The organism is Bacillus sp. ISL-35 (assembly GCF_018613355.1).
In the GTDB taxonomy this organism is placed as follows: Bacteria; Bacillota; Bacilli; order Bacillales; family Cytobacillaceae; genus Mesobacillus.
Genome location: NZ_JAGGQK010000001.1, coordinates 515647 through 529243 on the forward strand (window position 1 = coordinate 515647; position 13597 = coordinate 529243).

15 protein-coding genes, 1 tRNA gene and 2 other annotated features (1 of these 18 cut by a window edge) are annotated in these 13597 nt (G+C 42.4%); of the genes, 12 read left to right on the forward strand and 4 right to left on the reverse strand.

The window, feature by feature from the left end; translation table 11 throughout:
- Positions 1-98 precede the first annotated feature (98 nt).
- Genes J7E38_RS02700 through J7E38_RS02710 form a run of 3 tightly spaced genes read left to right on the forward strand, consistent with a single transcriptional unit; the run spans position 99 to position 1612 of the window.
- Positions 99-629, forward strand: coding sequence for a hypothetical protein (locus J7E38_RS02700; protein WP_214708025.1), 531 nt, complete (start codon positions 99-101; stop codon positions 627-629).
- 58 nt (positions 630-687) lie between these two features.
- The gene (locus J7E38_RS02705) at positions 688-1185 is read left to right on the forward strand and encodes a metallophosphoesterase family protein (RefSeq protein ID WP_214708023.1); all 498 of its coding nucleotides are present in this window, start codon (positions 688-690) and stop codon (positions 1183-1185) included.
- Between the two features lie 31 nt (positions 1186-1216).
- On the forward strand, positions 1217-1612 hold the full coding sequence (locus J7E38_RS02710; RefSeq protein WP_214708021.1) for a hypothetical protein: 396 nt from the start codon (positions 1217-1219) through the stop codon (positions 1610-1612).
- A 36-nt stretch (positions 1613-1648) separates the two neighbouring features.
- On the opposite strand, the gene J7E38_RS02715 is transcribed toward J7E38_RS02710, so the two are convergent.
- Both J7E38_RS02715 and J7E38_RS02720 read right to left on the reverse strand, forming a co-directional pair.
- Positions 1649-1954 carry a DUF6509 family protein gene (locus J7E38_RS02715; RefSeq protein ID WP_214708019.1) on the reverse strand — a complete coding sequence of 102 codons (306 nt, stop codon included), beginning with the start codon at positions 1952-1954 and terminating at the stop codon, positions 1649-1651.
- A gap of 100 nt (positions 1955-2054) precedes the next feature.
- Positions 2055-2675 carry a LysE family transporter gene (locus J7E38_RS02720; protein WP_214708017.1) on the reverse strand — a complete coding sequence of 207 codons (621 nt, stop codon included), beginning with the start codon at positions 2673-2675 and terminating at the stop codon, positions 2055-2057.
- A gap of 419 nt (positions 2676-3094) precedes the next feature.
- Here J7E38_RS02720 and J7E38_RS02725 point away from each other — a divergent pair, with 419 nt between their 5' ends.
- Positions 3095-3301 (forward strand): cold-shock protein, encoded by a 207-nt coding sequence (locus J7E38_RS02725; RefSeq protein ID WP_144479781.1) that lies wholly within the window; start codon positions 3095-3097, stop codon positions 3299-3301.
- A 946-nt stretch (positions 3302-4247) separates the two neighbouring features.
- Here the strand turns inward: J7E38_RS02725 and J7E38_RS02730 are convergent.
- Positions 4248-4331: transfer RNA gene (locus J7E38_RS02730), tRNA-Leu, on the reverse strand.
- A gap of 137 nt (positions 4332-4468) precedes the next feature.
- On the opposite strand from J7E38_RS02730, the gene J7E38_RS02735 reads away from it, so the two are divergent.
- The 7 genes from J7E38_RS02735 to J7E38_RS02760 all read left to right on the forward strand — a co-directional run bounded on the left by J7E38_RS02735 (position 4469) and on the right by J7E38_RS02760 (position 11002).
- Positions 4469-5098, forward strand: coding sequence for a LysE family transporter (locus J7E38_RS02735; protein ID WP_214708015.1), 630 nt, complete (start codon positions 4469-4471; stop codon positions 5096-5098).
- Between the two features lie 177 nt (positions 5099-5275).
- Positions 5276-6028, forward strand: coding sequence for a DeoR/GlpR family DNA-binding transcription regulator (locus tag J7E38_RS02740; RefSeq protein ID WP_214708013.1), 753 nt, complete (start codon positions 5276-5278; stop codon positions 6026-6028).
- Positions 6025-6939 (forward strand): 1-phosphofructokinase, encoded by a 915-nt coding sequence (gene pfkB / locus J7E38_RS02745; RefSeq protein WP_214708011.1) that lies wholly within the window; start codon positions 6025-6027, stop codon positions 6937-6939. The genes J7E38_RS02740 and pfkB overlap by 4 nt, the downstream gene beginning before the upstream one ends.
- Before the next feature lie 11 nt (positions 6940-6950).
- Positions 6951-8810 (forward strand): PTS fructose transporter subunit IIABC, encoded by a 1860-nt coding sequence (locus J7E38_RS02750; protein WP_214708009.1) that lies wholly within the window; start codon positions 6951-6953, stop codon positions 8808-8810.
- A gap of 121 nt (positions 8811-8931) precedes the next feature.
- Positions 8932-9732, forward strand: coding sequence for a DUF2935 domain-containing protein (locus tag J7E38_RS02755; RefSeq protein ID WP_214708007.1), 801 nt, complete (start codon positions 8932-8934; stop codon positions 9730-9732).
- A gap of 168 nt (positions 9733-9900) precedes the next feature.
- On the forward strand, positions 9901-9990 hold the full coding sequence (locus J7E38_RS24415; protein ID WP_483297154.1) for a putative holin-like toxin: 90 nt from the start codon (positions 9901-9903) through the stop codon (positions 9988-9990).
- Positions 9991-10234: 244 nt separating this feature from the next.
- The gene (locus J7E38_RS02760) at positions 10235-11002 is read left to right on the forward strand and encodes an alpha/beta fold hydrolase (protein WP_214708005.1); all 768 of its coding nucleotides are present in this window, start codon (positions 10235-10237) and stop codon (positions 11000-11002) included.
- A gap of 32 nt (positions 11003-11034) precedes the next feature.
- Here the strand turns inward: J7E38_RS02760 and bcbE are convergent, their stop codons facing one another.
- Positions 11035-12306: a bacillibactin exporter BcbE gene (gene bcbE, locus J7E38_RS02765; protein ID WP_214708003.1), complete on the reverse strand. Its 1272-nt coding sequence runs from the start codon at positions 12304-12306 to the stop codon at positions 11035-11037.
- Between the two features lie 177 nt (positions 12307-12483).
- Here bcbE and J7E38_RS02770 point away from each other — a divergent pair, with 177 nt between their 5' ends.
- Positions 12484-13125 (forward strand): MOSC domain-containing protein, encoded by a 642-nt coding sequence (locus J7E38_RS02770; protein ID WP_214708001.1) that lies wholly within the window; start codon positions 12484-12486, stop codon positions 13123-13125.
- Between the two features lie 60 nt (positions 13126-13185).
- Positions 13186-13433 (forward strand) — a binding site (T-box leader).
- Between the two features lie 80 nt (positions 13434-13513).
- Positions 13514-13597, forward strand: a binding site (T-box leader); it runs 173 nt beyond the window's last position.

A 13597-nucleotide genomic window follows, 5' to 3' on the forward strand; every position in this document is an offset into this window, starting at 1 on the left:
TCATGGTGATTTCTTGAAGGGAATCCGCTGACTGCTGTCTAATTATATATGAAGGACAGATTCTGTTTGAGTTGAAATAGTACATAGGGGGCTGACAGATGGAAAAGAAAAATAAATGGAAACTCATGATCTTGCCTGCCAGTCTGTTCTTGCTGGCTTTCGGATTGTATGCAGGTTATTCAATGTGGGAAAGTGGCAATGGCAATGGCAATGGCAATCCTATCATGAACAGCAGCAATACAAGCAATCAGGGAAAGGGACAGACTGTTGCGGTATTCCAGGATGGCACAGATAACACTGGCTACTCATCTGTCGGAGTGTTTATTTCTGATTTTCATAAAAAGTATAATGATACCCTTGGCTGGGGCAGGATTGACAAAGTGGACTGGGAAGAACAAAGGAAGATCGCTGGGGAAATCATATCAGTTATGTCCACGGTCGAAACTGAAAATGCCTCGCTTCAGTCTGATTTTGAATCCATCTCCAACTTCTCAAAAACGATCAAAGATGGCAGTAAGGATAAAAAGATTTTGCTTCAGCTTCACCGTTTCTTTCATGACCTTGATATTGTGGTCAATGAGTATAACAAAACCAATGATTATTTCAATGTAACCAAGTATAAAGGTTAATCCGATTCCCACAGGGTAACATAACAGGGAAAAGCAGTCGGAAGGGATGTGTTCGGCCATGAGAATTGTTGTCGTTTCCGACACTCATATGCCTAAGAAGGCGAAGCAGCTGCCGATGATCCTGAAGCGTGACCTGGAAGATTGTGATTTCATCATCCATGCAGGAGATTGGCAGACAGTAGACCTTTATCATCATCTGCTACAGTATGCACCGACCATTGGGGTAACTGGCAACGTGGATGGTCCGGAACTTAAAAGCCTTCTTAATTTAAAAGAAATATTCCGCGCAGGGGATTTTCGCATAGGGATTGTCCATGGACACGGCACAGGGAAAACGACTGAAAAAAGGGCAATAGAGGCTTTTGCCGAAGATGCTGTCGATTGCATCATTTATGGCCATTCACATATTCCTGTTTTAAAGGAAAATAACGGAGTAATCATTTTTAATCCCGGGTCTCCAACAGATAAAAGAAGACAGAAGGAATTTTCCTATGGTATCCTGACAATCGGGGAAAGAATAGAAGCTAAGCATATCTTTTTTGAAGATAAGCAATAAAATCACTGTGCAGAATGGAGTGTAATTCTTCTTGAAAATATTTGATGTGAAATTTCATGCAGAAGACCAGGTAGAAACGATGAAGGTGCAAAAATTGAGCAACGAGGATTACGAGCAAGCGACTGAAGGAGGGACACGTCATCTTTTTGATTTGGACACCAATATAGGCTTCTTTGTTTTCTTTGATGCAGAAGATAAGAATGGCAAGGAATCCTATCTAATGCTTCAATACGAAGAGGACAGCGAAGAACCTTCAAATTGCTATGGGTTCGGCCTTAAGGATTTCTATGAATTTTCAGCATTGTACCTGAATGACCTTGAATTCACGGAAGAACTGAACGAAGAAGAGGGAGAGCTCGGCCCTGTTCAGCACCTTGCCCATCTTCTTTACCATATAGTCGAGGAAGGAAAGTCAGTAGAGGTGTAAAAAAGAAGAGCAGGGTTTCCCTGCTCTTTGTTTCGCTTATTCCTGTTCGGTTACTTCATCAGTCTGCAAGTGTTGTTCGCAATACGCTGTAACCTGCTCTTCCTCGTCATCCTCAAGTTCAAAATCGAGAACCTTTTCAGTTGCCTGTTCAATGAAGTAGCTTTGGAGAATTCGGCTGTTGTTCTCGTCGACAAGGAACAACACCTTTAAAAGCAGCCCTTTATCCGTATAAAGTTCATCGTCTTCATCAACTTCAATATTTAAAAAATACTCATATCTGTCCCCTGTCAGAAGTCCAAATGGATCTTCGAGGAGTTCAACGGTATGTCCGGTAATCTTCATGTATGTCTCATCCTTTTGGTTTTGTCCTTTCTATTATATATCGAATTCCCCATAAACAATCAAGGAATATACTGAAAAAGAACAACGAATCCGGAAATAATCAGAGAAACAGCTTCAGCGCTTGATAACCAAAGTAAAATGCAAATCCAATCAGAGAAACGCCAGATATAAGGGAAATGAAGGTCAATAGTCTGGATGTGAGCAGTTTACGGAAGCTGCTTGAAATAGCGGCCATCGCAATATCCCACATAAGCAGACCGAGAATGATGCCGAAGCTGTAAAGAACAAGTTCACCGGTTCCATAGGAAGAAGCGGTTTTAGCAAGGACAGAGCCGTAAATTCCTAACCAGAATAAAATGGTCAGCGGATTAGAAATAGACATGATGAAACCGGAGAAAAAAGACTTTATACTTGAGTCTCCTTTACGATGGTCCATCATGATTTTTCCGGAATTGATGATCGTCTCAATGCCTGTATACATCAGGACAAAAAAACCGAACAGCCAGAGGAATGACTGCATGAATGGGGTTTCAAGATACTTAACAACCCCAAGATAGACAGTAAGCATATAAATAATATCGGCTGTCAAGGCACCAAGGCCAAAAAGCCATGCCTGTATAAAGCCGCTCTTGATCCCTTTGTCCATTTGTGCCGCATTGACAGGACCAATAGGCGCGGCAAGTGACAGGCCAAGGAATATGTAACCGAGGAAGACACTCAATTTTAAGAAACCCCCAATAGTCAAAGCGTGATTTGCTTGTACTATTTCTATTCAGGGTAGCGATGGTGTACAACCCTTTTTACAAAAAAAACAAAATAAAATTTTGCCTTTCTAAATAAAAAATGCGGAAATGAATATACTATTTATTGTTGTTCAGGAACATCTGAGGTGTCACTTTTGGTAAAAATAAGAAAGTGTGGTAAAATGGAATAGATATCAACTTTCGGACCATTCATTTATTATAAAAAGTATCAATTGCCGGCTTTTTATAATAAATGAATTTTTTTATCAATCGAACGATGATGAGGTTTTTCTCTAAGTGAGATGGGCTCAGGATGAATTCTGGATCCTGCAAACAAGCTGATGGATCAGCTTCAAAGAGAAAAGACCGTGACTAAAACGATAGGAGCGTGAGGAAATTGGCATTTGGAAGAAAACCGCCTGAAGAAATCGTCACTGCAGAAACGAAAATATGGGTATGTACTTCTGATGATTGCAATTGCTGGGTTCGTGACAACTTTAAAAGCAGCAATGTCCCCGCTTGCCCGATTTGCAAAAGTGATATGGAGGAAACGACCAAGGTATTGGAAGTGGTCAACAACCATAGTCAAAATCTAATCGGTTAACCAATGATGCAAACAGCCTGGATGAAAATCCAGGCTGTATTTTTTTGTTTTGAAAGCTAGTTAATCCCTACAAACGCTAAGAGCTGAGATCAAAGCTGCCAGTAAACGCCTTTATTTTGATAGGTTTGTAGGAAGAGGAGCTAAAGCTGTCAAGAAAGCGACGTTATTTTGACAGGTTTGCAGGTAGAAGAGCTTAAGCTGTCAAAAAAGCATCATTATTTTGACAGGTTTGTAGGAAGAGGAGCCAAAGCTGTCAAGAAAGGCACATTATTTTGACAGGTTTGTAGGAAGAGGAGCCAAAACTGTCGAAAAAGCATCATTATTTTGACAGGTTTGTAGGAAGAGGAGCTAAAGCTGTCAAGAAAGGCACATTATTTTGACAGGTTTAAAGGTAGAGGAGCTAAAGCTGTCAAGAAAGGCACATTATTTTGACAGGTTTACAGGTAGAGGAGCCAAAGCTGTCAAGAAAGCGACGTAATTTTGACAGGTTTGCAGTTAGAGGAGCCAAAGCTGTCAAAAAAGCATCATTATTTTGACAGGTTTGTAGGAAGAGGAGCTAAAGCTGTCAAGAAAGCATCATTATTTTGACAGGTTTGTAGGAAGAGGAGCTAAAGCTGTCAAGAAAGGCACATTATTTTGACAGGTTTACAGGTAGAGGAGCCAAAGCTGTCAAGAAAGCGACGTAATTTTGACAGGTTTGCAGATAGAGGAGCCAAAGCTGTCAAAAAAGCATCATTATTTTGACAGCTTTGGAGGGAGAGGAGCTAAAGTTGTCAAGAAAGCCCCAGCATTTTGACAGCTTTGAAGGTAGAGAAGCAAAAACTGTCAAAAACCCTCTTTCATTGGGATCGACCAAGGCGATAACGAATCCCACATAAGCCACCTTTACAAAAAATCTGCCTGAAAACACAAAAAAAGTGCCCTGTTAAAAGGCACCTTTTCTGTATGCGGATGAGAGGACTTGAACCTCCACGGTGTTGCCACCACTAGAACCTGAATCTAGCGCGTCTGCCGATTCCGCCACACCCGCGAATTAGTTATAAAAGAATTATATCATAAAAGTAATTGATTTCAATTAAAATTTTAGGAAATCTCGTACAAGTTGTATTATTTTTCAATCTGCACACATAAAATTTACAAAATTTCTGTGTGTTGGAGGACGAGAACTTGAGCATCAGTTTGCTTGCAAGCTATATTTTTTTGGGATTAACCCTGGCTGCTCCCATTGGACCGGTCAATTCAGCCAGGCTGGATAAGGGAATCAAAAATGGGTTCTGGCATGCATGGATTGTTGGTACAGGCTCGATGATTGCTGATGCCATCTTTATGCTTCTCATCTACCTTGGCCTTGTTAATTTTTTGGACATGCCGATCCTCCAAATATTCCTGTGGCTTTTTGGCGGTTTTGTGCTCATTTATTCGGGCATTGAGTGCTTGCTGAAGGCAAATGATATTCATCTCGCCTTCAGCCGGGGGAGAGAATCTTTATTTAAATGCTTCCTAACGGGATTCATCATGTCGATCAGCAGTCCTTTATCGATCCTTTTCTGGCTTGGGATTTATGGATCGGTACTGGCGAAGACGGCAAGCAATTATGGCCGGGCAGACTTATTGATCTACAGCAGTATGATTTTCCTGGGGCTCGCAGTGTGGGATATATTTGTGGCAGCGATTACGACCGGGTTCAGGCGGTTTTTGAACTATCACAGCCTAAGGATGATTTCTATACTATCAGGCCTGTCATTATTAGGATTTGGTTTGTATTTTGCTTACCAGGGCATTAAAGCTTTATTTTAATAAAATAATATGTTTATGACCTCTTTTAAAAGAGGTTTTTTTTTTGAAAACATCCAAAACCAATCATATAACTTGAAGGAACGTGAATAATATTGATTGGTTTTGAAAGAAAATGATTGATTTTTGAAATCGATTACATTATGATGGATTTACGAAGCAATTTAGGAGGAATGGCTCATGTTAACACCTGAGCGCCACCAGCTCATCTTACAACTGATCAAAGAAAAACCAATCGTGAAAATTCAAGAACTAGTTGATATAACAGAAGCTTCTGAGTCCACTATACGTCGAGACCTGACGGTGCTTGAAGAGGGGAAATTCCTTAAGAGGGTACATGGAGGTGCGGCAAGGCTGAGGGGGAAACTTCAGGAACCGAGCATGAACGAGAAATCTTCCAAAAACCTTCATGAAAAAAGGCAAATCGCCCAATATGCTGCGAGTCTGGTAGAAGAAGGCGACAGCATTTACCTTGATGCAGGCTCGACAATTAAGGAAATGATTCCTTTCCTGCCTGCAAAGGATATTGTAGTTGTTACCAACGGATTGATGCATTTGCCGGCACTGATGGAAAGGAATATTGAAACCTATGTCATCGGAGGTTATGCGAAACCAAAGACAAATGCAGTGATCGGCAGAGGAGCATTGGCCAGTCTCGAACAGTACCGGTTTGATAAATGTTTCCTCGGAGTCAATGGCATTCATCCTCATTCTGGATTTACAACGCCAGACCAGGAGGAAGCGATGATTAAATCCAAAGCGATTTCCTTATCGCGTGAAGCATATGTACTGGCAGATGACAGTAAATTCTCGGAAATCACTTTTGCTAAAATAGCCGATTTGCATGAAGCGGCAATAATTACAAACATTCTTGAAGAAGAGACCAAAGGACAATATACCAGCAAAACTTCAATAAAGGTTGTGACATCATGATCTATACACTGACACTGAATCCATCTGTCGATTATATCGTCGAAGCAGGCGAAATTGTTCTTGGAACTTTGAACAGAACGTCCCATGAAACAAAACTTCCAGGCGGAAAAGGCATTAATGTTTCAAGAGTCCTACGTTCAATTGGAGTAGAAAGCAAGGCAACTGGCTTTTTAGGAGGCTTTACAGGCAAATACGTTGAAGAGTTCCTCAATAGGGAAGGCATTTATACGGGTTTTGTCAAAGTCGAGGGAGATACAAGAATCAATATCAAACTGAAGGCTGGAAAAGAAACTGAAATCAATGCAAGTGGCCCGGAAATATCCTCTCTTGCAATCGGATTATTGAAAGAAAAAATCCAACAGCTTGGAAAAGGTGATTATCTAATCATCGCTGGAAGCATTCCATCAAGCATGCCTCAAACGATTTATCAGGATATCGTCCAGATCTGCAAAGGAACAGGGGCAGAAGTGGTCATTGATGCAGAAGGTGATTTGCTTAAAACCGTGCTTGAATATAAGCCTTTCCTGATAAAACCAAACCATCACGAATTGGGGCAGTTTTTCAACAGAGAGATATCAGGAGTGGAGGATGCCATTGTATATGGAAAAAAACTCGTAGAGGCAGGAGCGAAAAACGTCATTGTTTCTCTTGCTGAAAAGGGTGCTGTCTATATTAGTGAATCTGGTGCCTTCCATGCGAGCGTTCCACAGGGGGAAGTGAAAAGCTCTGTGGGAGCCGGCGACTCAATGGTGGCGGGCTTCCTGGCACAGTACTTGAAAACTGGTGACCGCAAAGAGGCATTCCGATTCAGTGTGGCATCAGGTAGCGCAACAGCTTTTTCAATCGGGTTATGTACACCTGAAAAAATAGAGACACTTCTTCCAGAAGTAAAAATCCACGAATACCAGTGAGGGGGAGAACAATGAGAATTACAGAATTGCTGACAAGAGAAACCATTCATTTAACGATGACTGCCAAATCAAAGCTAGATGCTGTCCATGAGCTTGTCGGGGTACTTGATGCAGCCGGTAAAATTACCGATCGGGAGATATTCAAGGAAGCGATTTTAAATCGCGAAAAACAAAGTACGACAGGTGTTGGGGATGGGATCGCTATTCCTCACGCAAAAACTGCCGTTGTAAAAGAAGCTGCTATCGTATTTGGCCGTTCAGAGTCAGGGATCGACTATGAATCTCTTGATGGGCAGCCAGCACATTTATTTTTCATGATTGCAGCCCCTGAAGGAGCGAATAACACGCATCTGGAGGCATTGGCACGACTATCGACCATTTTAATGAAGGCGGATGCACGTGAGAAGCTGATGGCTGCTCAGTCTGCTGATGAAGTCATGGGTGTCATTGACAGTTATGACCAGGAAGAAAAAGAAGAGACATCTGTTGGGGGTAATAGAAAATTCATCGTTGCCGTTACTGCTTGCCCAACAGGGATTGCCCACACATACATGGCAGCGGATTCGTTAAAAGCCAAATCGGCTGAAATGGGCGTGGATATCAAGGTGGAGACGAATGGGTCAGGAGGAGCAAAAAATGTCCTGACACCTGAAGACATTGAAAGAGCAGAGGCTGTCATTATCGCTGCCGATACAAAAGTTAATATGGAAAGATTCGCAGGCAAGCCATTGATCGATGTACCAGTTGCCGACGGAATTCGCAGGCCAAAAGATCTGATTGAAAAAGCGGTTAAGAAGGATGCGCCGCTTTATAAGTCGACAGGCAATGCGCCGGCAGAAAAGAAAGAAAGCCGCGGAGGAATCTATAAGCATTTGATGAATGGTGTATCAAATATGCTTCCATTTGTTGTTGGAGGCGGTATCCTGATCGCGATTTCCTTCATGTTTGGCTATAATGCCTTCAACCCTGAGGATCCATCCTATCATCCGATTGCCAAGGCCCTGATGGATATTGGCGGAGGAGCGGGAGCATTTGGATTGCTGGTACCAATTCTTGCTGGCTTCATCGCCCTAAGTATTGCTGACAGACCTGGATTTGCTCCTGGTATGGTTGGCGGGGTGCTTGCTGCAACAGGAGGCGGCGGCTTCCTTGGAGGTTTGGTCGCTGGATTCCTTGCAGGATACCTTGTTCTCGGTCTGAAGAAATTATTTGCCGGCCTTCCTGCATCACTGGAAGGGATTAAAACAATTCTATTGTATCCATTGTTCGGAATTGCCCTAACAGGATTCATTATGTTATTCCTGGTAAATAAACCGGTTGGTGCCTTGAACCAGGCAATTACAGACTGGCTGTCAGGGTTAGGAACAGGAAATGCTGTACTGCTTGGAATTGTCCTTGGCCTAATGATGGCATTCGACATGGGCGGACCAGTTAATAAAGCAGCTTATGTTTTCGGAACAGGGTTGCTTGCGAACGGTGTATATGAGCCGATGGCAGCCATTATGGCTGCTGGCATGGTTCCTCCATTAGGAATCGCACTCGCGACTACCATCTTTAAAAACAAATTCTCAAAAGAAGACCAAGATGCCGGAAAAGCGAATTATATCATGGGACTTTCCTTCATAACAGAGGGTGCAATCCCATTCGCTGCGGCTGATCCGCTTCGTGTGATTCCATCCGCGATGGCTGGAGCGGCAGTAGCCGGCGGATTGTCAATGATGTTCAATATCGGACTTCGAGCTCCACACGGCGGTTTGTTCGTGGTTCCGCTTGTGGACGGCGGATGGCTGTTATACCTGGCCGCAATCCTAATAGGCTCAGCTGTCACAGCAATCTTGCTTGGATTATTGAAAAAGCCTGTAACAAAGTAATATATGGCCTGCAGATTTTTTATCTGCAGGCTTTTTATTGTTTATTTAAACCGAATGAATGAATAATTTTCCTGGGACACAGATATGCTTTTATGAAGCTATTTTTGAGGAGGGGACTGGAATGGCTCGGGATTTCAAGGAGGCGGCTGTTTATGAGCACCGGTTTTGGCTTCAGGTTCTTGGGGATCACGGAAGATTCCTGTTCGAGGCGCTTGCTCCAATTGAACAGGAAGAAATTGATACCGCGAAATATTTCATCAATACATTTGATAGGCTGCTGCAGAGAGTTGACACAACCGACTTAATCCATTTGAGTATGAGGGCGGATGAAGAAGCGAAGAAAATCAGGCAATTTAAACTGGAGCTCATGGAAAAAATGCTGACCGGAAAGGTGAAAATCCATTTTGGTCCCACATTTGTAAACCATATGGTAAACGAAGTTGAAGAATATTTAAGGGTTCTTGAGTATTTGAAAAGGGGAGAGGTACCACCCGTATTTCATGAGTTGCATCACCATACTGTCTGGCTCCCTGATGCAGCCGGCCATGCTGGTGCGATCCAAAGTAATCTGGACCAAGTTGAAAAACGTTTGAAAGCTACAAGCGAGAAATTTGTAAAGCAGTTTGAAGATTTCTATATAAAAGCTGTGGAACTGACTGGTTATCTGCGTACGAATCTAACTTCTTTTCCAGCGCTGGATAGAATGAATCTCGAGGTTTCTATGGAAATACAGGTCTTCATGAGGTTTCTTGATGAGTTAAAGGAACTTGAGTTGACTGAACAGGCATTAGGCAGTTTTGCCCCACTTATGGCTGACCATATGTTCAGGGAAGAGTGTTACTACTTATCAAAAGTGGCGGAAGCAGCGGCAATGAAACAGCCCCACTGTGACCCTGGTAAACCGAGGCTGGTAACGGATTAATAACAGGGTAGATACTGGATGGAGGTCATCCCTGATCATCTAGTATCTTAGCCCTAATTTTTGCTTATTGACAGAACATGTGTTCTAGTTTTGGACAAGGGTATGTTATACTTGAGAAGCAATAGTCAGATCTATTGGATGGTCGGCGAACCCCGGAGGAAGGGGGTGATGCCTTTGACAGTATTCGAGACTTTTATGGCTATGTTTTCATTTGCCAGCCTCATCCTCGCAGTGCTGACGTTCGGCCAAAAAAAATAGACCTCCCTTAAGCGAAATTGAGTGAGAGGTCCAGCAGTTCCATGTCCGATCCTCAATGGGAACGGCTATTGCAATGGCTGTCGGTGGGCCAACACCGGCAGTCTTTTTATACATTTTTACAATACAAGAATACCATACAAGGCTCGCAATGTCACGGTTATATGGTCCTTTATGCATGAGTAGATTTGCAATTTGGCTATACTATGAAAGTTATCTCAATCCGTGCATGAAGGAGTGAATTGCGATGCCAGTATGCAAATTACAATATGGTGACCTCTTTTACGAAGAAGCAGGCGAAGGAACCCCAATCATCTTCCTCCATCCGCCGGGTATGGGGAGAAAGGTGTTTCATTTTCAGAAACCATTAAGCCAACGATTCAGATTGTTCTTCCCTGACTTAAGCGGTCACGGAGAATCCACAGCAGTGCTGGAAAAAGTCACAATCGAGAAGTACGCAGATGAAGTGTTGATGCTTGCGGATTGGCTTGGCCTGGAAAAAGTCACATTGTGCGGTTACTCCTCCGGCGGCAGCATCGCCCAGGAATTCGCCCTGACTTATCCGGAACGTACCAAAGCCCTGATTCTATCCGGGGGCTTTGCGGAGGTGAAGTCCCCGGCGTTAAGGTATGAACATATTCTTGGGATGTACTTTGTGAAACACTCTCCAAAAACGCTGGCAAAAACAATTGCAACTGCTCATACCTTTGATCCAGAATACAGGTCGGAACTTATTGAGCATATGTTGAAAACAGACATGGATACATGGTTTCATTTTTATTACGAGTCATTAAACTATTCCTGTGTCGAAAGACTGAAATCCCTGTCAGTTCCTTTGCTGCTGATCTATGGATCAAGAGATTTTATTAACCAGCATCTTAGGACCTATGAGAGAGAGCTCGAACATTTCGAAACAGCAATTATCAAAAAGGTCTCACATCAGGTTCCTGTGAAGAAGTGGCAGGATTTTAACAAGGAAGTAACCAAGTTTATGCTAGAGGTCGCAAGGTTATAAAAAAACGCATTGTCTTTAATCAATGCGTTTCTTTATGCCTTTTTGTCCGGTTTGATTGCCAGAAAAGTGGCAAGCGCTGCTGCTATACTTAATGACGCCAGTATGATGAATATGAGTTTGTTCGAATTCTTCATCATTAAAGCGATGACGGGAGGTCCGGCTGCGACGCCAATGAACCTCATCGAGCTATAAATGGAGGTAATCGTACCCCTTTCTTCCTTCTCGATACTTTCAGTGATTAGCGCATCAAGAGGAGGAAGACTTGCGCCGATTCCTATACCCGCAACCAGGAACATGGATATTAGAAACCACAATTCTTTAGAAAAGCTCAGCATGATAACTGCGATTCCGAGCACCAATAAACTGATAAAGGTTATCCATTTCATAAGCACCATATTTTTCTTGATGATTTTACCTGTAATAAAAGAGGAAAGGCACAGTGCCCCTAATGGCAGAGCGAGCAATAACCCTTTCTTAAGATCCTTTATTCCGTACTTGTTCTCGAGGATATCGGACAGGTAAAACAATACTCCAAAAAGCACAAACATGACAATTGTACCAATAAAAAAGATGGCATACAGCCAACGCCCATTCTCAGTAAAGATCAGTTTTACTTTCTTGATGAAATCCTTAAAAGGCAAAGGTTTATTCTTCTTTTTCGGACTTTTAACGAGAAAGATCATCAATATGATTGAAATTGCACAGAAAACCGGGATAGAGAAAAAAGGGATAAACCAGATGAATCCTGCCAGGAATGAACCCAGGACTGGGCTAAGGACTTTCCCAAGTGTGTTTGCCGTTTCAATTTCCCCAAGCACACCGCTCACTTCATCATCGCTTTTGAACATATCCCCGACCAGTGGCAATACGATGGGAAAGGCTCCGGCTGCTCCCACACCCTGCAAGGCCCTGCCAATTAAAACGATCCAATACCCGTCGGTCATTTGCCAAGAGGCCCATCCTGAGATAATTCCCCCGATACCAGTTATGATAAGGCTAGGGATGATGACTTTTTTTCGGCCTATATGGTCAGATAAGTATCCGGCAATCGGGATTAAAAAAATTGCCACAATGGAGTAGACGGTAATGATTAGGCTTGATTGGAATGCGGAAATGCCCATTCGCTTTTCAATAACAGGCAATACAGGAATCAGCATTGAATTGCCAAGTGTCATCACAAGCGGTATGGAAGCGATCGACACGATTGCCCATTTTTGATTTTTGACAGGATCATCATTCGTATCCTTATCTTTCTTACCCGAAAGACTCCCGGATTTTGGAAACAAGTTCTCAATATGATTCATTTTCGAAACCTGCCTTTAATTCATACTATTTCTAGTGTGGTCGAAAACGGTTGAAAAAATGGTGTCTTTTTATGGTAATGATTGTACATTGTTTTAAAAGTTGATTTGAAAATCTATATGGTATTTTTTTCGGCGAAAGGATAAAATATTTGGAAAAGTCCGGAAGGGTGGAGGAACATGGGTAAAATACTGTATTTGAATGTAGGGAAGCCTGAGCTGAAGAAATGGAAGGGAGAGATGGAGCAATCGGCGATCGGGAAGAAAGGTGTCAAACAAGCCTTCCTGACAAAGAATTCGTTCGAGGGTGATGGAGTAGCAGCAACAGAGTATCATGGAGGACCAGACAGAGCTGTTTGCTTCTACCCAGTTGAACATTACCAGCAATGGTCTGCTGAATTCAAAAAAAACATAGATGCCCCGACATTTGGGGAAAATATTTCGGCTCATGGAATGAAAGAGGCTGACGTATACATAGGAGATATTTACCGGCTGGGGGAAGTGATAATACAGGTTTCACAAGGAAGGATTCCATGTTCAAAAATCTCCAAAAACAATGGTATCGATTTGTTATTGAAGAGAGTTGTCCAGACGGGATATACCGGTTATTTTTTCAGAGTGCTGGAGGAAGGGGTCGTCGAAGAGGATGCAGAAATCGTATTGCTGGAGCGAAAACAAGACGACTTTTCCATTCTGATGGCTAATGAAATCCTTTTTCATCGCAGGAAAGACATTAAAGCAATTGAATCACTCATAGGAACCGAAGGACTGGCAGTGGCGTGGAAAGAAGAATTGAATAAACTCTTAATGCAGAAAAATTAAAATTTTGTATTTTTTTATTGACTTTTATATTTATTGCCTTTATCATTTAAAACAATATATCGTACAGTGTTGACGAAGAGTAGTAACTGAAACGGGTACTTAAGAGAGCTGATGGTTGGTGAAAATCAGTGTAACTGTTGCAGCGAATGGACTTCCGAGCTTCCAAACCGAACCCACTAGGCAGTAGGCTTTGGCGAACAGGCCTTATCGTTACAAAAGGCAGGTATTAAGCAAATGATGCTTGATGCTTTAAAGTGAGCTGTTTTTACAGCTAATTAAGGTGGCACCACGGGTCTCTCGTCCTTATTTTTATATAAGGAGAGGGCCCTTTTTTATTTGTCCAAAAAGAAAATGCCTTTTCATGGTTAAAAAACAATAATATTATTATGTTAACTCGTTGAGCAAGAAGAGTAAGCAGGATATTTTCGTTTCAGAGAGCCGGGTATGGTGTGAACCGGTACGAAAATGCCTG